At 43.0% G+C, this 19,833-nt stretch carries 20 protein-coding genes; 3 read left to right on the forward strand and 17 right to left on the reverse strand.

Features of this window, described 5'->3' with window-relative positions; all coding sequences use genetic code 11:
• Positions 1-66: 66 nt before the first annotated feature.
• The 8 genes from ABJF92_RS08605 to ABJF92_RS08640 all read right to left on the reverse strand — a co-directional run bounded on the left by ABJF92_RS08605 (position 67) and on the right by ABJF92_RS08640 (position 7,504).
• Entirely contained in the window at positions 67-1,074 is a 1,008-nt protein-coding gene (locus ABJF92_RS08605) for a TIGR03842 family LLM class F420-dependent oxidoreductase (RefSeq protein WP_446815381.1), read from the reverse strand.
• A 59-nt stretch (positions 1,075-1,133) separates the two neighbouring features.
• Positions 1,134-1,838, reverse strand: coding sequence for an NADPH-dependent F420 reductase (gene npdG, locus ABJF92_RS08610; RefSeq protein WP_446815382.1), 705 nt, complete (start codon positions 1,836-1,838; stop codon positions 1,134-1,136).
• Positions 1,835-2,626 carry a coenzyme F420-0:L-glutamate ligase gene (gene cofE, locus ABJF92_RS08615; protein WP_446815383.1) on the reverse strand — a complete coding sequence of 264 codons (792 nt, stop codon included), beginning with the start codon at positions 2,624-2,626 and terminating at the stop codon, positions 1,835-1,837. Before cofE ends, npdG begins: the two co-directional genes overlap by 4 nt.
• Positions 2,619-3,287 carry a 2-phospho-L-lactate guanylyltransferase gene (cofC, locus tag ABJF92_RS08620; RefSeq protein WP_446815384.1) on the reverse strand — a complete coding sequence of 223 codons (669 nt, stop codon included), beginning with the start codon at positions 3,285-3,287 and terminating at the stop codon, positions 2,619-2,621. The genes cofE and cofC overlap by 8 nt, the downstream gene beginning before the upstream one ends.
• Entirely contained in the window at positions 3,287-4,246 is a 960-nt protein-coding gene (cofD, locus tag ABJF92_RS08625; RefSeq protein ID WP_446815385.1) for a 2-phospho-L-lactate transferase, read from the reverse strand. The genes cofC and cofD overlap by 1 nt, the downstream gene beginning before the upstream one ends.
• Positions 4,246-5,457, reverse strand: a complete 1,212-nt coding sequence (gene cofH, locus ABJF92_RS08630) for a 5-amino-6-(D-ribitylamino)uracil--L-tyrosine 4-hydroxyphenyl transferase CofH (RefSeq protein WP_446815386.1) — start codon at positions 5,455-5,457, stop codon at positions 4,246-4,248. Before cofH ends, cofD begins: the two co-directional genes overlap by 1 nt.
• Complete coding sequence (cofG, locus tag ABJF92_RS08635) at positions 5,454-6,596, reverse strand: 7,8-didemethyl-8-hydroxy-5-deazariboflavin synthase CofG (RefSeq protein WP_446815387.1); 1,143 nt, start codon at positions 6,594-6,596, stop codon at positions 5,454-5,456. The genes cofH and cofG overlap by 4 nt, the downstream gene beginning before the upstream one ends.
• A gap of 260 nt (positions 6,597-6,856) precedes the next feature.
• Entirely contained in the window at positions 6,857-7,504 is a 648-nt protein-coding gene (locus tag ABJF92_RS08640; protein WP_446815388.1) for a TetR family transcriptional regulator C-terminal domain-containing protein, read from the reverse strand.
• Positions 7,505-7,823: 319 nt separating this feature from the next.
• Between ABJF92_RS08640 and ABJF92_RS08645 the strand changes: the two genes are divergently transcribed.
• The 3 genes from ABJF92_RS08645 to hydA all read left to right on the forward strand — a co-directional run bounded on the left by ABJF92_RS08645 (position 7,824) and on the right by hydA (position 12,190).
• On the forward strand, positions 7,824-9,065 hold the full coding sequence (locus ABJF92_RS08645; protein WP_446815389.1) for an allantoate amidohydrolase: 1,242 nt from the start codon (positions 7,824-7,826) through the stop codon (positions 9,063-9,065).
• Positions 9,066-9,137: 72 nt separating this feature from the next.
• Positions 9,138-10,622: an NCS1 family nucleobase:cation symporter-1 gene (locus ABJF92_RS08650; RefSeq protein WP_446815390.1), complete on the forward strand. Its 1,485-nt coding sequence runs from the start codon at positions 9,138-9,140 to the stop codon at positions 10,620-10,622.
• A gap of 128 nt (positions 10,623-10,750) precedes the next feature.
• Positions 10,751-12,190 carry a dihydropyrimidinase gene (gene hydA, locus ABJF92_RS08655; RefSeq protein WP_446815391.1) on the forward strand — a complete coding sequence of 480 codons (1,440 nt, stop codon included), beginning with the start codon at positions 10,751-10,753 and terminating at the stop codon, positions 12,188-12,190.
• 442 nt (positions 12,191-12,632) lie between these two features.
• Here the strand turns inward: hydA and ABJF92_RS08660 are convergent, their stop codons facing one another.
• The 9 genes from ABJF92_RS08660 to ABJF92_RS08700 all read right to left on the reverse strand — a co-directional run bounded on the left by ABJF92_RS08660 (position 12,633) and on the right by ABJF92_RS08700 (position 19,821).
• Positions 12,633-13,316, reverse strand: a complete 684-nt coding sequence (locus tag ABJF92_RS08660) for an HAD family hydrolase (RefSeq protein WP_446815392.1) — start codon at positions 13,314-13,316, stop codon at positions 12,633-12,635.
• Positions 13,317-13,634 (reverse strand): hypothetical protein, encoded by a 318-nt coding sequence (locus tag ABJF92_RS08665; protein WP_446815393.1) that lies wholly within the window; start codon positions 13,632-13,634, stop codon positions 13,317-13,319. It abuts the gene before it with no gap.
• Complete coding sequence (locus ABJF92_RS08670; RefSeq protein WP_446815394.1) at positions 13,621-14,262, reverse strand: nucleotidyltransferase domain-containing protein; 642 nt, start codon at positions 14,260-14,262, stop codon at positions 13,621-13,623. Before ABJF92_RS08670 ends, ABJF92_RS08665 begins: the two co-directional genes overlap by 14 nt.
• 2 nt (positions 14,263-14,264) lie before the next feature.
• Positions 14,265-15,074, reverse strand: a complete 810-nt coding sequence (locus ABJF92_RS08675; RefSeq protein WP_446815395.1) for a pentapeptide repeat-containing protein — start codon at positions 15,072-15,074, stop codon at positions 14,265-14,267.
• A 133-nt stretch (positions 15,075-15,207) separates the two neighbouring features.
• Positions 15,208-15,834 (reverse strand): hypothetical protein, encoded by a 627-nt coding sequence (locus tag ABJF92_RS08680; RefSeq protein ID WP_446815396.1) that lies wholly within the window; start codon positions 15,832-15,834, stop codon positions 15,208-15,210.
• Positions 15,835-15,889: 55 nt separating this feature from the next.
• Entirely contained in the window at positions 15,890-16,336 is a 447-nt protein-coding gene (locus ABJF92_RS08685; protein ID WP_446815397.1) for a hypothetical protein, read from the reverse strand.
• 121 nt (positions 16,337-16,457) lie between these two features.
• Positions 16,458-17,060 (reverse strand): hypothetical protein, encoded by a 603-nt coding sequence (locus tag ABJF92_RS08690; protein ID WP_446815398.1) that lies wholly within the window; start codon positions 17,058-17,060, stop codon positions 16,458-16,460.
• Positions 17,061-17,481: 421 nt separating this feature from the next.
• Entirely contained in the window at positions 17,482-19,131 is a 1,650-nt protein-coding gene (locus ABJF92_RS08695; protein ID WP_446815399.1) for an ankyrin repeat domain-containing protein, read from the reverse strand.
• Between the two features lie 96 nt (positions 19,132-19,227).
• Positions 19,228-19,821 (reverse strand): PqiC family protein, encoded by a 594-nt coding sequence (locus ABJF92_RS08700; protein ID WP_446815400.1) that lies wholly within the window; start codon positions 19,819-19,821, stop codon positions 19,228-19,230.
• Between the last annotated feature and the right edge of the window lie 12 nt (positions 19,822-19,833).

Here is a 19,833-nt window from a genome sequence, read left to right on the forward strand (position 1 = left end):
CTCAAAATGCTTTTAGCAATAAAAAAGGCCTGCTTGCGCAGACCTTGATGGTTCACTAACTCAGCGTTAAGCTTTCTTGAATTGAGGGATAATCTCACGGCCATATTTGGCAATAATTTCTTCCTCGTCACCATTATCCAGATAGATATTAAACTGGGTGGTGCCCGCCTCTTCCAACGCTTTAATCTTAGTAATGTGATCTTCCACCGTACCCAATACACAGAAGCTCTTAATGATGTCTTCGGTGATAAAGTCTAGGAATGGGTTATCGCTTTGACCATGTTTTGAGTAGTCATAACCTTTACGGTTTTCAATGTAGTCCGTCAAACTCTTAGGTACTAGGCCAGAATCGCTGCCGTATTTTTCAACAATGTCCGCCACATGATTACCTACCATAGCGGGGAACCATTTAGTGTGTTCAATACAGTAATCCATATCCCCAAAGTAAGCCGGAGCCGCCGCTTGGACTTTAAAGTTGGACATATCACGACCCGACTCTTCACCAGCACTGATCGCTTGGTCTTTAAACCATTTCACCAGATCAGGATCACCGATTTGTAGAATCAAACCATCCCCTACCTGACCCGCTGTCGCCAAGGCTTTCGGTCCATAAGCACCAATCCATACTGGCAGATCATAACCTGTCGCCCAAGGCAGTTTTACAGGCTCTGGGCACTCACCGTACTCTACTTCCTCACCACGAACCATGGCTTTTACCTTAGTGGTAAACTCTGCTAAGCGAGACAAGGTGGCGGGCTTTTTACCCATCACACGCATAGAAGAGTCACCGCGACCTAGACCAATATCAAAACGGCCATTACTCTGATGTGCAAGGCTTGCGTATAAGCTGGCAGATAATGACCAGTCACGAATATTTGGGTTGGTCACACAAGGTCCAAAACGCATGGTTTTGGTATGTTCCATACACATGGCCATGGCAACGAAAGACTCGCGCCATAGAATATGAGAGTCATAAAACCAGCAATAATCGAAGCCTGCAGCTTCCGCTTGACGCACCAAATTACGAGCTCTATCTGGGCTTACAAAGCCTTTAAACGTAATACCAAATTCCATGTTATTTTCCTCTGACTATTAATTTTTAAATGTTAATGATTGTGCGAGTTGAAAAGCGCTTAGTGCTCTCCAGTAGGTGGACAAATGCGTATCCCCGCATGGGAAAACGGCACATCTTTGGAGATATTCAAACGGATTAAAATCGGCGTAATCGCTTCAATACAGCGAGCACTGTCGGCTAAACCCGCGTTATAAGCTTTGGTGCCCATCACTTCGATCATGGCCATGGTGCGCTTTTTAGCGGCCAAGTCATTACCGCAAACTAAAATGTCACAGTTAATGTCACGCCCTAGATCATTCAAGGTAATAGCAGACACGTTATGTAACGCCCCCACTACTGGGATTTCTTCACCAAGTAGAGCTTGAGCCGCTTCTGTCACCGAGCCTTCTGGGGGCATGGTCACAGACTTTGGGTTACCCGGTGTTAACGGCACCACAATATCCACTAAGGTTTTGCCTACTAACTGAGGCGCTAATGCCGACAAGGTTTCGTCATGACCACTATAAGGCACAGATAAAATCACCAAATCATCCGCGGCTTGGGTGGCATCCACCATAGTCATGCCTGAAATCTCAGCCTTAACCCCATACTCACTTTGTAATTGCGCCATGAGAGTTTCTGCACACTGCTGGGCCTTTTCGGCACTGCGTGAGCCAAGGATGACACTAACACCCGCTTTGGCTAAGCGCAGGGCTAGGCCTTTACCTTGGGGGCCTGTACCGCCAATAATGGCAACATTGTTTGGGTTACTTACTTCATTCATCTAAAAAGATCCTCATTATGGGCTCGAATAAGATCACGGCTTGAGCTGTCTGTTTTTGGCCAACTCAAGCCACGAAAAATAATGACTGGGGCTTTGGCGCTTTTTTCCATCAACAATCCCGACGCCGCGGCTAACTCATCACCAAAGGCTGGTGCGGTAACACTTAGCGGGCGACCGAATGCGTCAACTTCTCCTGCCATGTGCATCACCCCTGGCACATTAGCCAAGCCAATGGCTACATTGGTTTGCCCTAAACGCCAAGGGCGACCAAAGGTATCGCTGATCACCACACCTAAATCACAACCAAAGTGTGCTTCTAGGCGTGCGCATAGCGTTTGAGCGCTGCTGTCTGGGTCGTCTGGGAGTAAAATTAATTGGCCAGGATGGTCAGCATTCGATTCATCCACAGCGGCATTGGCGCAGATATAGCCTTTCTTATGTTCGGCAATGAGCACCCCTTCTTCTTGATCTGGGCGTTTCATCGCACGCACAATACGCTTTGACTGAGACAAAATAACCTGCACTTTACGCGGGTCTTTATTGACCTGTTTGGCCAGCTCTATAGCCTCTTCGCTAGGGGTAATGTCCGCCAACTCCACACAAGCGCCCTCGGTTTTAGACACCACTTTATGGGCAATGACTAAGATGTCACCTTGTTGAAGGGTTTGCTTGTTGGCCTCAAGGGTGGCAATAATGCTCTGTGCAAGATCATCCCCTGATTGAAAATCAGGCAAGCCAGCTAAACGAAACATGGACAGCTCACTGCTGCTAAAAATTGAATCAGACATAGGCCACCTGAGTATCTTGCTGAGTGACGTTATTCGCCACACGATTAGCATGAGCAAGGAAAGGGTCGAACAAAGGGGTCTGTATGGCTTGTTGCAAATCCATCCCTTGATCAATATCCAGCGCTAGGTTGGCAAGATGTAAGCATTCACAAGTCACCCCTAACGCAATGGTTTGTGCTTGATGCGCCAAGGCCGATTGACGACCATAAGCAAACTCAATCACATCGGGTGGGCTGGTCAGCAAGGCATTCGTTCCGCCATCTTTGGCCACGCCAATCACCACTTGAGCTTGCTCCGAAGCCTGCAACAATTGGCTTATTTCGTCTTCTTCCAACTGAGCAATATCGCCGGGCACAATGAGCTGCTGGTGAAAACCTTGTGCTTTGACCCACTGGCAAGCCTGTTGCAAAGCACCGTTCAAGCCTTTTTTGCCATTATCAAATAAGATATGAGTGCCGTAGCTTTGCGCCATCTCCAGCACTTGCTGAGAGTCACTTACCACCAAGCAAGGGCAATCAAAATGTTGCTGAAAAAAACTTAACGTCTTCTCATAAAGATGCACAGCGAGCTGTTCTCGTGTCTCATTACTCAGGCATTCCCTTAGCCTCTGTTTGGCTCGGATCGGAGACTTCATAGGGATCACAATACATAGATTCTTCATTAGGCCACCTGAATAGTTTGTCGTTGTAGGGCAAAATCCACGACCTTACTGAGTAAATCGCGCTTCTCATCTGTGTTGCTCATGAGGCTTGGGGTCACCAAGACATCCACACCTAGATCATGCAAAGCGCTAGCCTCTTGGCGGTCACTTTCATCAATCACCAAAGCATTGATGAAACGCTGATAACATTGATAAACGCCCATAGAGTTCGCTGGTTTACCCATGGCCGCGAGCATTTGATCCGCCGGTCCTTTGACGGTTTTACCGCCAATCAAAGGGGAAATTGCAATCACATAGGCCGAGGTGTTTTCCAAGGCTTCCGCTATGCCTGGCACACTTAAAATGGCGCCAATGCTGACAATAGGATTGCTCGGTGCTATCACCACGACATCACAGTTATGAATCTGCTCTAGGGTGGCCTCGCAAGGGGTCGCCTCCTCGGCACCCACGTATTCCACCTGTTTTACTTGAGCATCACAGTGCTCACGAACAAAATACTCTTGGAAAGATAGATATCCCTTATCTGTGTGAAGTTTGGTCTGCACCACATCATCAGTCGGTAATAAAATCGGTAGGCTGGCACCATGGTATTGAGCCAGTCGAAGGGTTATCTCACTGGCACTCATACCTTGTTTTTTCTGAGCAGTACGATAAATATGAGTCGCGAGGTCCAAATCTCCTAAGGTCATCCAAGTTTCTTGCCCGAGTAAGGCAAGCTCTTGCAATACCTGATGGCTCTCGCCTTTACGTCCCCAACCTTGCTGGCGGTCAATTTTATCGGCCAATGAATAAATCAGCGTATCAATATCCGGGGAAACCCAAAGACCATGAAATTCTTCATCATCAGCGATATTACCGATCACTCGAGTAGCACTCGCATATTGGCTGGCCGCTAGGCCTTCGGCCGCTTTTGCGCCGCCTACGCCGCCCGCGAGTAAGGTAATATTTAGCTCAGCCATTAGGCGACTCCTTGAATGGCAATAAAGCGTGGCGTTTGAGGTTGGCTAAAAGACGCCACCTCTTCATAGCGGGTATTACGTTGTACGGCATTAAGATCAGCCGCCTGTATATTGGCCACCATGTCTTCAGGTAATACTTCTTGGCCGTGGGTCGCACCTGCAGCGCGAGAAATACTCTCATTCATTAACGTGCCGCCTAAATCGTTCGCACCAGAACGTAGCATTTTGGTCGCAACTTCTGGGCCCATTTTCACCCAAGAGGCTTGGATATTATCGATGTAGCCTTGCAGCATTAGTCGAGCAATCGCATGCATTTTGAAATGCTCGTCTTGAGTGGGACCGGGGCGAACTTGATCTGGGTTATCAAGGTACAAAGGCGTCTCATAATGAATGAAGCCAAGGGGAACAAATTCCGTAAAGCCTCCAGTTTCACGCTGAATATCACGCAATAGCTTTAAGTGATTGGCCCAATGAATCGGCTGATCTACATGACCATACATAATGGTAGAAGTGGTCGGCACACCGACTGAGTGAGCGGCTTTAATAATACGTACCCATTCTTCTGTGGTGAGTTTGTTCTTAGTCAGCTTTTTGCGGATTTCCGTATCAAGGATTTCGGCGGCGGTGCCCGGCATAGAACCTAACCCTAGCTGTTTCAATTCGGCTAAAAACACTTCAGGTTCTAAGCGCGCTTTCTTACAGCCGTACCATATTTCGAAAGGAGAAAAGGCATGAATATGAATATCTGGCACACGTTTTTTTACCGCGACAATTAACTCTCGGTAATAGTCGGCATCAATATCTGGGTGCAAGCCCCCTTGAATACAAACCTCTGTTGCACCTCGCTGCCAAGCTTCTTCAGCTCGATCTGCCACCTGCTCTACGGTTAAAAATTCGGCCTCTTTATCACCTTTTTCCTTGGCGAAATTGCAGAATCGACAACCCATATAACAGACATTAGTAAAATTGATATTGCGCGTGACCACGAAGGTTCCCACATCGCCAACACGTTTTTTGCGCACCGCATCGGCACAGTCTAAAACCGCCTGAGCTTCCGCCCCTTGGGTCGCAAACAAGGCACAAGCCTCCTCACTGTCGATTTCTTCACCCGATAAAGCCCGCTGCAAAATGGCATTAATGGCAGGGCTAACGGCTGGATCAAAAATCGCCGATGGTGTATTGGTCTCAAGATCCTGAATGCGTAAACTCATGGGCGAATACCTCCTTGAAGAGCATGGCTTTGGGCCAGTAAATCCCTCGAAAGTGTGGAAACTTTCGGCGTCATATTGGCCGTCAAATACTTGTCATTTTGTTGGCCGAAACGATCATAAATGGTCAATCTTTCAGCTAGGGAATAACCCAACCCCTGACAGGCTTGAGCAACACTGCTAATTTGTGGCCAAGCACGCTCAGGGTTAATAAAGTCTTTGGTGAGAGGTGAAATACCTCCCCAATCATTAATGCCAGCACTGATGTAGCTGCCGTATTCCATTTCCAAATTGGGTGGTGCTTGGATGCTGATTTCAGCAGGCAAGATCAAACGGGCCACGGCAATGGTGCGCTTCATATCTTCTAAATCTGGCTCGTTACAACCCGCCATAGCGGTGCCGGGCTTAGCACGAAAATTCTGGATAATAACTTCTTGAATGTGGCCATAGGCTTGATGACGATCACGGATCGCAATGAGGCTAAGAATACGCTCTTCCCAAGACTCGCCAATGCCGATCAAGATGCCTGTAGTAAAGGCAATGTCTAAGCGCCCTGCTTGTTCAATGGTGTCGAGTCGACGTTTTGGGGTTTTGTCTGGACAGGCATGGTGAGCCTGGCCTTTTCGGAACAGCTCGGTGGAAATGTTTTCCAACATCATGCCCATGCTGGCAGCAACAGGCTTAAGCTGTTTAAGCTCTTGATAGGTTAACGCCCCAGCATTCACATGTGGCAACAAGGTGGTGTGAGTCAGTACACTTTCACACTGCTCATATAAGTAGTCTAGTGTGTTGGTGTGGCCGACGCTGGCCAGTAGGTCACGAGCTTTTTGGTGTCTTTCTTCAGGGCGCTCTCCTAAACTAAACAAGGCTTCTTTACAGTCTAGCGCCGCACCTTCTCGGGCAGTGGTCAACACTTGCTCAGGTGTCATGTAGTTAGCGTGGGGGGAGTCAGGACCTTGTACAAACGTGCAATATCCACAAGTATCACGGCACATATTAGTGAGGGGTATAAAGACTTTCTTAGAGTAAGTCAGCTGCTTACCCCAGTACTCATCTCGGATATTTGCCGCCTGCTGGCATAATGCATACACATCAGGCCCAGTTGCAAATTCATAAGATATGGCTTCAGAAACAGAGATCATATTCTCCCCCAACACACAGTTAAATTAAGTTTTTTACCATTTGGTATAAAAATTAATATCAATCATTTAAAGGAGAGTAAATAGTTTTTTTTCGGTGCAGAAGGCGCACCATTAGAGCTCAACCAAGCTAAAGTTTAGTTTAATAAACAGTTAACTAAATGGTTAGGATTATGAAAAATAAGGGTTTTTAAGAGGACACCCTGCTCAACAAGCAGGGGTAAATGAAATGACAGAAACGGAGAATTACTTTCAAAAAATTATCAAATTATTTTTTTGGCACCAATAGCGCGCACAACTAGGTCCGTCACCGCTAATTCCGCTCGTTTAAAATCTTCATCCGACAACTGACTCTTGCCTAATAAGACTTCCATTTGCACCGAAAAATCGGCATAGGTTTGCGTAGCCGCCCAAATCGTAAAAAATAAGTACTGAGGGTCAATTTCTTCAATTAAACCCTTATTAATCCACAACTTAACTAATTCTACATCACGATCAAATTGGGGTTTTAGGTGGCTAATCAAATACTCTTTTAGGACAGGAGCCCCGCTGATGATTTCATGAGCAAAAACTTTAGAGCCGTTAGGGTAAAGACGAGAAATTTGCATTTTTTCCCGCACATAGTTAGCGATAACCTCTTCTGGGCTGTCCTCTTGGTGTTCCAGAAAAGACAGCTTTTCAATCCAGATATCGAGGATTTCCTTAAGCACTCTTTTGTACAGTAAGTCTTTGTTTGGAAAGTAATAAATTAGATTTTGCTTAGATATTTTTGCCAGCTCTGCGATACGCTCCATCGAAGCACCACTAAAGCCTTTAGAGGCAAAAACGATTTCTGCTGAACGTAAAATTCGAGACTCTAGTAACGCTCGATTTACCGACTGTTTTGTTTTCCTTAGCTTTTTATCTGTCAATTTCTTGTCCTACTTTTATCTTCCCAACCAAAAGGTTAACTCTCTGTTTTTACTCAATTTTCTCATTCAATAATGACAGTAAAATAACATATTTCACCTAATCAAACGAGCTATTTTCCCAACAATTAATTTAAGTTGGCCTAGTTATTGCTGACCAAAAAGACAGTTCGATTTTCTATTTAAAAACATCCATTACTCAAATATATAGTTTTATGTCTTAAATAAGAAATCTATTCCCTTAACTTATATTTTTACCTTTTGGTAAATAATAGTTTGAAAAATATAACTGCTTTTATATTTGCGCGAAAAAGGAGAGAGCATGCAAGACCTTCGTATTAATCAGCAACGCCTTTGGGACACCTTGATGGAAATGGGAGAAATAGGTGGGACAGAAAAAGGTGGTTGTAATCGCCTTGCGGGCACAGATTTAGACAAACAATCCAGAGATTTGTTTGTTAGCTGGTGTGAAGCGGCAGGATGCAGCATCTCGGTGGATAAAATTGGCAACATTTTTGCGCGCCGTCCAGGTAAAAATAATGACCTACCCGCTGTAGGGACGGGGAGCCATCTTGATACCCAACCTACCGGCGGAAAGTTTGACGGTGTATTTGGAGTACTTTCAGGGGTTGAAGTATTGAGAGTACTGCATGAAAACAACATCGAAACACCAACCCCCATGGAATTTTCCGTTTGGACCAACGAAGAAGGCTCACGCTTCCAACCCGCCATGCAAGGCTCTGGTACCTATGTTGGTCGTTTTGATTTAGAAACCGAGCTAAACAAAACCGATGTAAACGGCATTCGCTTGGGAGATGAGCTTGAGCGCATTGGCTATTTGGGTGATATGGAGCTGGGTAGCCGTAACATGGGGGCTTTCTTTGAGGCCCACATTGAACAAGGCCCAATCCTAGAAGACGAGAAAAAAGCCATTGGCGTTGTCCGCTTAGGTCAAGGCATACGTTGGTACAATGTTGAAGTTATTGGTCGCCCTTCCCACTCAGGCACAACCCCAATGCACTTACGTAAAGACGCCATGCTGGCCGCTTCTCTTATCGTTGCCGAAATGCAACAAATCGCTAATCGTTATGAAAACGGCTTGGGCACAGTAGGCTTTATGCAAGTGTGGCCGAACTCTCGAAACACCATCCCTGGCAATGTGAAATTCAGTGCCGACTTACGCAACCCAGTGCCTGAAGTGCTCCAAAAAATGCACGAAGAACTGGCAATATTCTGTGAAAAAATCGCCGTTGAGCATGGCCTAGAAGTGAAACTTGACCCCTTCTGGTACTTTGCTCCTGTTGAATTTAATGCCTCCGATGATGTGAAACGTGCCGCAGAAAAACTCGGTTACAGTCACATGGACATTTATGCTGGAGCCGGTCATGACGCTTGTTACATGGCAGACCTCATTCCTACAGGCATGATCTTCACCCCCTGTTTAAAAGGCATTAGCCACAACGAAGCAGAATACAGTTCGCCGGAAGAATGTGCCGCGGGCGCCAACGTTTTATTGCATACCATGCTGGAAGCCAGTGAGCGTATTGCAAATGAGCATATTTAAAAAATCATGACATGAACACCCACTAAAAACTTGAATGAATCTATAAAATCAGCAGCTAAGAGGTGCAGTAATATGAGCAGTAAATCCGTACAGCAAGGTGAGTTTTATGAATTGGAGGTCGATAAAGATCTTAAAGAAAGTAGTGCTTATAACGATGATTTAGCGCCTACAAAAATTAAAGACCGTACTTGGAATAAATGGAACATCACAGCGCTATGGGTTGGTATGTCGATTTGTGTGCCAACGTATACGCTAGGTGGTGTATTGACAGCTTATTTTGGTTTGTCTGTGATGGAAGCTCTAATTACCATCTTGGTTGCCAACGCCATTCTATTGTTTCCTTTAACGTTAAACGCTTACCCAGGCACTAAATTTGGTATTCCTTTTCCAGTTTTACTACGCTCCTCGTTTGGTATGGTGGGCTCAAATATTCCCTGTCTCATACGAGCCTTAGTGGCCTGTGGCTGGTTTGGTATTCAAACCATGTTTGGCGGCTTGGCGATTCACCTTTTCCTCTCTGCCGTATCCGATGGTTGGGCAAGTCTTGGTGGTGTCGGTGAAGTGATTGGTTTCTTCGTCTTCTGGGCATTAAACATGTATGTGGTGATTCGTGGTGCCGAATCCATTAAATGGTTGGAAACCCTATCTGCGCCATTACTGCTGATCGTCAGTATTGGTCTTATGATGTGGGCAGGCGAAAAAGTCTCTTTCACTGAAATACTAGCAACTCCTGCAAATCGTCCTGAAGAGGCTGGTTTTTGGGGATACTTTTTTGGTGGTCTAGCGGCCATGGTGGGCTTTTGGGCAACACTATCTCTAAACATTCCAGACTTTAGCCGTTATGCCAAATCTCAAAAAGACCAGATTATTGGCCAAATCATCGGCCTTCCTGTGACTATGTTCTTCTTTGCCGCATTAGGTGTCGTACTAACCGCTGCCTCCAGCACGCTTGTTGGCGAAACCATTTCTGATCCTGTCTCATTAATCGGTAAAATCGACAGCCCGCTTTGGGTAGCCATTGCTATGGTGTTAATCATTATTGCGACTCTATCGACAAATACCGCGGCCAATGTGGTGTCCCCAACCAATGACTTTCAAAATATTGCGCCAAAACTTATTAACCATACCCGTGGTGCGCTGCTAACAGGTTTGGTGGGCATTCTATTAATGGGTTGGGAATTGCTGAAAAAAATGGGTTGGTTGGAATCCGATGTCAGTGTTGAAAGCATGTATTCCAACTGGTTGCTTGGTTACTCCAGCCTGCTTGGCCCTATTGCTGGCATCATGATTGTGGATTACTTCTTGATCAAGCGTCAGCATTTAGATCTAGTGGCTCTTTACACTCCAGGTAGCTTATACCCTGCCTTCAATGTACCAGGGTTGTCAGCTTTTGGTTTCTCGGTTCTTCTAACCATCATTGCCTTGAACGTTCCTGCGATCAGTTGGTTCTACAGCTATGGTTGGTTCACAGGAGCTTTCACTGGTGCCGTGGTCTATTTCATCCTAGCCAACATGCAACAGTCTGCAGCAAATCAAGCCAGCGCTGTACAGTCTTAATCACCACCTGTGGGCGGCGTTAGCCGCCCTTTCGTAATACCGTAAAATTATATCTCGATATCACACGTCTTTGAGTGCTGACACAACGCTGTAGCGCCTTTGCGTGGTTGTAAAAAAGGACACTTGTTATGAGTCTACTAATAAAAGGTGGCACGATTGTCACACATGAAGAAACTTACCAAGCCGACATTTTATGTGAAGGCAGTAAAATTACCGCCATCGGCAAAGAGTTAAGCGCCCCTGCAGACGCCGAAGTGCTTGATGCCACAGGCAAGTTGGTCATGCCCGGCGGCATAGACCCACACACTCATATGCAATTGCCATTTATGGGCACCGTCGCAAAAGATGATTTTGCCTCTGGCACCGCAGCTGCCCTAGCGGGTGGTACCACCAGCATCATTGATTTTGTGATCCCCAACCCTCAGCAGTCTTTGGTTGAGGCGTATCATCAATGGCGAGAATGGGCACAAAAAGCTCACTCTAACTATTCCTTTCACGTCGCCATCACTTGGTGGGATGACAGCGTCGCACAAGAAATGGAATACCTTGTGGAGAACAAAGGGGTTAACAGCTTCAAGCATTTCATGGCATATAAAAACGCCATTATGGCCACGGATGACATTCTAGTGTCCAGTTTTACCAAGTGTCTTGAGCTAGGTGCCATTCCTACCGTTCATGCGGAAAATGGTGAACTTGTTTATCACCTACAAAACAAATTGCTTGAGCAAGGTATGACAGGCCCAGAGGCGCACCCTCTTTCACGCCCATCTTCTGTAGAAGGCGAAGCCGCTAACCGAGCCATTAGTATTGCCAACACACTAGGGGCACCAATTTACCTAGTACATGTGTCCACAGAAGAAGCCGTGGATGCCATCCGTTATGCCAAAGATCATGGGCAGACCGTGTTTGGGGAAGTCCTTGCAGGACACCTAACAGTAGATGAAAGTGTCTACCAAAACCCTGATTGGGCAACGGCTGCGGCTCACGTCATGAGCCCTCCATTCCGCCCTAAACAGCACCAAGATGCCCTCTGGAAAGGTGTACAAGCAGGCACGATTCAAACCACAGCAACCGACCACTGTGCTTTCTGTGCTGAGCAAAAAGCCATGGGTAAAGACAATTTCGCAATGATTCCTAATGGTACTGCAGGGGTTGAAGAGCGCATGATGGTGTTATGGGAAAAAGGCGTCAACCAAGGCAAAATTTCCGCCAACGAATTTGTGGCGTTGACCAGCACCAATACAGCGAAGATCTTTAACATTTACCCGAATAAAGGCTGTATCCGTGTCGGCGCCGATGCAGACTTAGTGCTGTGGGACCCGAACGACAGCAAAACCTTGTCGGCGAAAACCCATCAATCCAATATTGAACACAGTATTTTTGAGGGCATGACCATAAATGGCATTCCAAAAACCACTATTTGTAACGGTAAACTGGCATGGCATGATGGCAAGCTAATGGCGAAATCAGGAGATGGCCAATACATTGACCGCCCAACCTACGCACCATTTTATGAGTCACTGCGCAAACGCCAAGAATTGAACCAACCCAAAGCCGTGGTTCGTTAACCTTCAAAGCAACACACCTAAAAAGAGCGTCTAAATCAAACTGACTTAGACGCTCTCTTATAAGCGTAGGTCACGCTTTAGCGTGAAGCGGAAATGATGCTCCCCCCAAGAAAGAGGCTTAATTTAACTCTAGCCCAATTGTTCAGCGCTCTTTATAAGCGTAGGTCACGCTTTAGCGTGAAGCGGAAATGATGCTACCCCCAAGAAAGAGACTTAATTTAACTCTCACCCAATCGTTCGGCGCTCTTTATGAGCGTAGGTCACGCTTTAGCGTGAAGCGGAAATGATGCTCCCCCCAAGAAAGAGGCTTAATTTAACTCTGCCCCCAATTGTTTGACGCTCTTTATAAGCGTAGGTCACGCTTTAGCGTGAAGCGGAAATGATGCTCCCCCTAAGAAAGAGGCTTAATTTAACTCTGACCCAATTGTTATTAGCTGTTTTCTCACGCCAATACGCTTTCGGATATCCACTCTGTCGCCTCATTAAGATTGGCACACTCGTAAATTGTTCCGGTGAACAAACCTCTTACACGACTTGATGCAGAGACACCGACACACTTTATACCTGCACCAATTGCAGCAAGGCTTCCGTTATAAGTGTCCTCTAGCGCTAGACACTCAGATGGTTCTACGCCCAATCTTTCAGCTGCCAACAAATAACAGTCAGGTGCAGGCTTACTATTCGTTACATCGTCACCAGAAACTACGACAGATACATATTTGTCAAAGCCATGTTCTTTTAGCGTAACATCGACACCTTCCCTGCCAGCACCGGTAACAATTCCAATTTGATAACCTCGCTCATAGAAATATCGAGCTGAATCAAATGCACCATCCATGAGAGGAAATGCTTGTTCCGATAAGTATTGATTGGTCGCTTCAGCCTTAGCCTGTACAAGTTGAGCTGGTGTTGCATTTATCATTTGATTTTCCACGATAGTGACAGCATTTGAAGTCGTGGGAATACCTGCGTATTGATTCGTATACTCCTCATGCGATAACACAACACCATACTCTCGCAGCACATCTCTCCACATTTCAAAATGAGCTTGTTCTGAGTCTACGGTTGTTCCATCGTGGTCAAAGAGGATTGCTTTAATTGTCATGATGCTCCTTACTCGCCGCATTCAGAGGCTTGTCCGCTGCAATACTTTGTTAGCCATTTCCAACTCTAAATCATATAGCTGAGTACTTACCTTTTCGGATAATACTTTGTAGTCTTCTGTGACTTGCTCTTGACTCTTATTGGCAAGAAAAAACAAAGTGCCAGACATCGACTTGAGCAATGTAATGATAGGGTCGTGAGCGTCAAGCTTGTTATTTTTAGACCAGCGATCAATAGCTTTCTCTGTCAAACTCAATAAAGACTCGACGAATAGCCCAGATCCATTAACAATTTTTAGTGCATCTCTTTGTGCGTTGATTCTGTTATTAAACTCGCTCATAAATATCATTCTTCATAATTTTTAATATTCCAGTCATCCATGAATCTATTTTACCTAAATATTTTTTTGCTTGATCTATTTCTTCACTGTCTAGAATTTCGCCTATACCTCTTGTGCAAAGCACTCTGGATCTTTCTAACAAACTATATGTAGACGCATCAATAGGAATGCTGTGGGTACCTAAGTTGCGAGCTGAATTACGAGAAAAATCTGGAGTTAACTCGCTGTACAATGAATAACATGTTGCAAAATTCCTTACCGCTAAAAATACAGATGATAGATCAAATATCTCAGTAAGATCCGAATTAACTATGGACTCTTTTGCAGACAGAAATATTTCACGAAATTTTTCACAGTCTTCAATTCCTGAATTATAACTGCTCGGTTCTCCTATGCTCTTAAGGAAGTCAATATCATCTTGTGAGTAAACCAACTTAGACTCCAAAAAAAGATGCCAAGCAAAAGGATTTCCTTGATTCCAAAGATCATGTATTCGCCCATAGGAGTAAATTGAATAATCACTTGGATTAAATCTTGAATCATGACCATTAACAATGGCAAGCATATCAATATCTGATGACGCATCAACTTCACCACGACAAACAGATCCAAATGCGTATATATGCATTTTTACCGCCTATTAAAACGCTTGATAATAATAGACATAAAGAATCCGAACATAATTAACCTAATCAAAAAGATTAAAGTTATATAATACGTTGGATATTCTGGTGGTTTTAATACCCCAAGAAATACTTGCGGCGAAATAAAAAACGTATCGATGTATGATTTAACTAGGCTTGGGTCATCAAAGCCGATGACATGAATGCCTGTTATGAATAGTAAAACAACTAGAACGGCGCGAAATAGCTTCCAAGTCGACTCGCCATTTCCCCATATTAAATCCAATAATTTAAACTCAAGCCATTCTCCAAAGGTCTTTACTCGATCAAGACCTTTGTATTTTTTCCGATAGTAAGACTCTTTTGACTTCCATGCCTTATGAAGATGATCTTCTCTTGCTTGCAGCTCAATTCTAATGGCCTTATTTGCAGATTTAGCATCGCCAATTTGTTGGTAATTCATACGTAATGAGCGCGCAAATTTAAGCTTAAGATTCTCTGGGCCTGGGCAACCAACATCAAGAATATCGTTATCTACATGAGTTTTATCAAAAGATGCATAGTCAAACTTACATCCATTAAAACTACAACCTGCAAGATTACTATTAATGAACCTGCAGCCGGTAAAGTCGCAATCCTCGAAACTACAACCTCTTAAGTAGGCTGCATCAAAAATACAATAGCGAAAATCCACATCCTTGAATTCCACCTTCAATGCAACTAATCGTTCAAACAATTTATTAATAAATTTCTCATTACTTAAAGGAGAGTCAATTTTTTTGTCGGACAGTTTCTCTCTTCCGCTATTTTTTAACATTCTACCCTCTACGACAGTAGCTTAAGATTTTCATGTGGGCGCTAACACCTTGTTCAGAGGCAAAAAAAATTGTCGACTATAATTAGCGACTAAGGAGTAAAACCAACTGTTTTTTGTCCTTTTAAACAACTTGTTAGCCACCCATTTGCGTCGGAGTTTTTAGATTATCATGATGTAATAAACCATCACTTCGCCTAAATTTACCAAGTTCTTGCGCCCAAGCGTAAGCAACTACTAATAAATTTTCAGCCAAGTCTCTCATGCACTCTGGTGTGAAAAAAGAATTCTCAGGACCACGATCCTTATTAATAAACTCTAAAATATTGCCGTGGCAAATATTATTACGTAAACGTACTAATTCAACATCAACTCTATTGGGTTTTACACTATCGAGTTTTTCCATAAAGTCAGGTTCATTTTCTAAAGCCAAAAAACTAACCGGAATACCAATTTCATGTGCTTGTTTAATTAAGTTATTACTTAATACTTTATATGGCGATAGCTCTGGCGATGCAGTTCCCTCAGTGCTTACTTGTGAAATAGTTACTCTTAAGCTGGCTTCAAAGCCATTTAATAACGAAGATATTCCAGGAAGATAAAAACCAGATTTAATTGCATCTAAGCCTTGTACGAAGAACCAATGAAACTCAGATGCGCACATCCATTCAAAAAAATGATTTCGTTCTTTTGACCAATCTCCACACTTTTCAAAGTGTTCTGTTACATGTTGAAAATATGCTTCATCTAGTTCGGCTGGCACTTAATTCTCCTTAGTAAAGCTAACGCCCTTATTGAAGCACTTCTTAGTAATTTTTTTACATCCAGGGCTCAAATGATAAAGCTCGTTTTGCTTCAAGAGCCATATCAGAACGGCAATACCACATTACTTTTGATCTATCAGCTTTAATATATGGGTAAAGGTTGTCAAATGATACTTTAGCTAACTGCATTCCTGTGTAATAAGCACGTATACGATCATTAAGGTCACTTTCAAAATCTGAATCATTCACTATTTCAGTGACAATATTTTCAGCTTCTTTGATTTTTTTTGCAGTAGATAAAACACCTTTTAGATCTGGTATCTTCTCCCAGTTTCCATAACCATGGAACTCACATTGCACTGTAAGTTCTTTATAATATCCAGCATTAATTGCCATTTTTATATTTGGCAACCACCTAAGTTTATTCCTACTTTCCATATCTTTTGCGACAACAATATTACTTAAGCTGATGAAAAATATCACAATAATTAAACGTTTCATTTTTACTCTATTTTAAATTTCTAGATGCAGAAAATTAATAGCACTAACACCTCAATAAGCAGCGAAGCTTTTCTGCGTCCGGTACAGTAGGTGTGAAGTTGATTGACTTGTTATGAGTTTGCTATTTTTCAGATTTTTGTTGCTCATGATATTTTGGCATTTCAGGGAATTTTTTGGAAATGTAGTCCTTGGCCCTAGATATATTTAGGTACAAATCATCTCCAAACTCTTTTATTTGATTCTCAACCCTTTTTTGCATTCCATTTTTATTCCCTGTGAGAATTACACTGCCAAAATCATATATTATTGGTGCGATCGTATTGTTGCCTTTAGGTACTGTCTGAGCAAAAGGAACTAAAACGCTGGCCCAGAACTCCAATTCCGCTTGTAGCGAAATTGCGCATGAAGATGAATTTGTCGCAAAACCAAGCGCCGTTATTTTTATTTTATTAGAAAAAAACGATTCTGTTGAAATAGAAAACCCATTTTGCCTAATAGCTAACTCCATCTTGTCCTTCATTCTTGATGGTTGAGGAAGGCAACCATCAGAAACTTGATCCGAGTATTCAATAGTAAAACTATCTCTAAACGCAATTAGGCTTTCTAGGCCACCTTCCATGAGTAAAGATGGCTCGTCGTTGGCCATCGAAAAGTTTGGCGCGAAGAATAACATAGCTGAAATCCATAATATTTTTCTCATTCCTACTCCTATCTCTTTACTCATAACACTTTATCAATGCGCATTAGCACACTTTCAAAACTGCCTAATTTTTTATAACCAACTGAATTTACAGTGTTTTATAAAACTATTCATAAAATTTAAAACTGGTAAAGCGAGCGTAAAAATTCTTCCTTGTATCTACAGCGCATTTTTTCGACACTGCAATGCTTGTTGGTCGATACTAAAAGATTATTTATGCGACAACCAGTACAAACACGCAACCCCATAACTATTTCTTTTAGAAAACGAGCGAAGGACAACGAATCTCCAACATACAATGTAGATTTTAGAGAGTGTCAAAAAGCCTCAAAGCCAATCGCTTTGAGGCTTTTTTGTTAATCATCAGGTTCAGAGTAAAATAAATATTATCAATCCTAAGAAAGAGCTTAATTAAACTCTGCCCCTAATTTTTTAAATAGCCCAACTAATTTTTTGCCCCTAGGCTATTCAGATAATTTATCAATTCCATATTTTTCATATGGATAGCATAACCTAACGGTTTATCGCCATCATTATCCGCTAGGTTAATATCAGCGCCGTCACGAATCAGTTGCTTAGCGATGTCGGTGTAATCATACCAAATGGCTAAATGTAGCATGCTCGCACCATCATGGCTGCGCTGATCATCTATATTGAGATTACTGTCTCGCATATATATTAATGCTAGATCAGGTATACCTGCTTTGAGAGCTTGTTCAAATCGGTTAATCACAAAATTAGTATTATAGTTTTTATAAATCTGCACAGCAGAAGCTACATAAGAGTCATAGGTATCTTCATCGACCTCGGTGTAGACAACAGAAGAGATTGTTTCAAACACAGAATGACTTTCTGAAAGCAACGCTGAGGATAAAGCCCGGACAGCATTAGATCGGTGTTGGTAGTCTAAAAATAACTGTATATGCATCTTTGCAAGATAGATTTGGCTGCGCTCAAAAAAAGGGGTATACCCTTTGCTGACAAGCTTTTCAAAATACCCAATGGGCTCACTGTAAAACCCATTTTTATCCATGACTTGAACATATTTATCAAATGCCAAGTCGACCTTTGCTTTGCTCTCATCGTCATTATTTTCTATATAAGATTCAAAATAACCATTAACTCTTCTCAAAAGGGCTTCACCTTGGGATTTAACTGAGAACAAATCTAATGGTGTATTTTCAGGAGAAATGGCAATTTGCTGCTGTCGCAAAAAGGTTTTGGCTTCTTGATCATCGTTTAAAGCCATCGACCTGAGGGTATTGATGGACAAATCATAATACTCATATCCTTCACCTTCATCACTTTGTCGCCAAGCGTTCATGGCACTTTGGCTCAAATTTTGATCTAGGTTACTCCATTTGCTGCCAGCTTTTTTTGCAGCGAGAAAGTACTCTACAGCCTTTTTATCATCCGTTTCAGTACCATAGCCATTATGATAAATCTCACCTAATCTATATAAGCTGGACACATGCCCTAAATCTGCGGCTTTTGTGAAGTGCTTTAAGGCAAGCTCATAATCCAGCAGTTCATATTGATCAAGATAATGTAAACTTGCTAAGTTGAAATGAATATATTTATTGTCACTTTCGGAAGCGCTTTTTAACAGATCTATTGCTTCCTGATAGTTTTTGTATGGGTACTCTTCGTCGTCATCAAATAGTAACAGCGCTTTTTGATTAATTGCCCTATCACTTCCATCTTTAATATTTTGATCAAGCCAGTACATTGCTTGATCCCACTCTTTATTTTCAAGGTATTCAATAGCCAACACCCAGGCCGCATGACTAAAACCGGCCCAATAACTTTTTACCGCATAGTAGTTCATTTTTTCAGTTAGTGCTTTATCACCCGTTTCATCAAGTTGACGAGAATATACTCGGCTAAGACCGTATAAAACTTTAAAATCTTCAGGGTGATCAGTCACTGCTTGTTCACAGGCCGGCAGTGCTTTTTCCCAATTAACCGCTTCATATTCCACATAACCGTCGGACAATGAAAACTTTTCATGTGCGGTTAGATCGATACACTCTTCATAAGAAGAGGCAAAAGCAAGAGGCGTATTAAATAGAAAAATGAATAAATATTTTTTCATCGCACTGAACCTAAATTAAGTGATTTAATCCATCATGCAGTACAGATATTATGCAGTCAAATTATTGTTCTAAATCATTTAATATATAAAACTATTTTATAATAAATCTTTAGAGATTTTCGTAGACACTACCTGAACAACCTTTTCCTGCCAGAGACGAGACAAGGTATTCACCATGGCTGGGTAACCATCCTCCTGTAACGGCTCCACAATAGTGAAGGTATCCACTTGTAATAATTTCCTTGCTGGAGAGACCAACTGCCAACGCCCTGTTATGTGCACATTCCCTTCCAAGTCTGCATAAAAAGCATCGACCTCAAGGTTTAACTGATAAACCCCATCCACAGGAACAGACTGATGACCGAACCAAGTAACGTTTGGCAGACTGTGCTCTAAGCTTTGCTGACTCACACGAGTTAATTGGGTCGATAAAGGTTCTGCCCATAAGTTATTTTGTGAACGGAATACTTCCCCCTGGGAAGACACCAACACAAGTTCCGTTCCTAATAGATAGGGCGCAACGCTGACAGGTAATAGATGCATGGCAACACTTTTCGTGGCGATTGGCTCGGCTTCAACTTGGCCTTTATCCAACAATAGGTATTCCTTGCTTGGGGCTACAGGAGGCGTACTACAGGCGACTAATAAACCGCTAATAATCACTACACAAAATAATCGCCAGTTTCTCATGAACTTCTTTTC

The sequence above is a fragment of the Marinomonas sp. genome (assembly GCF_039940335.1).
In the GTDB taxonomy this organism is placed as follows: Bacteria; Pseudomonadota; Gammaproteobacteria; order Pseudomonadales; family Marinomonadaceae; genus Marinomonas.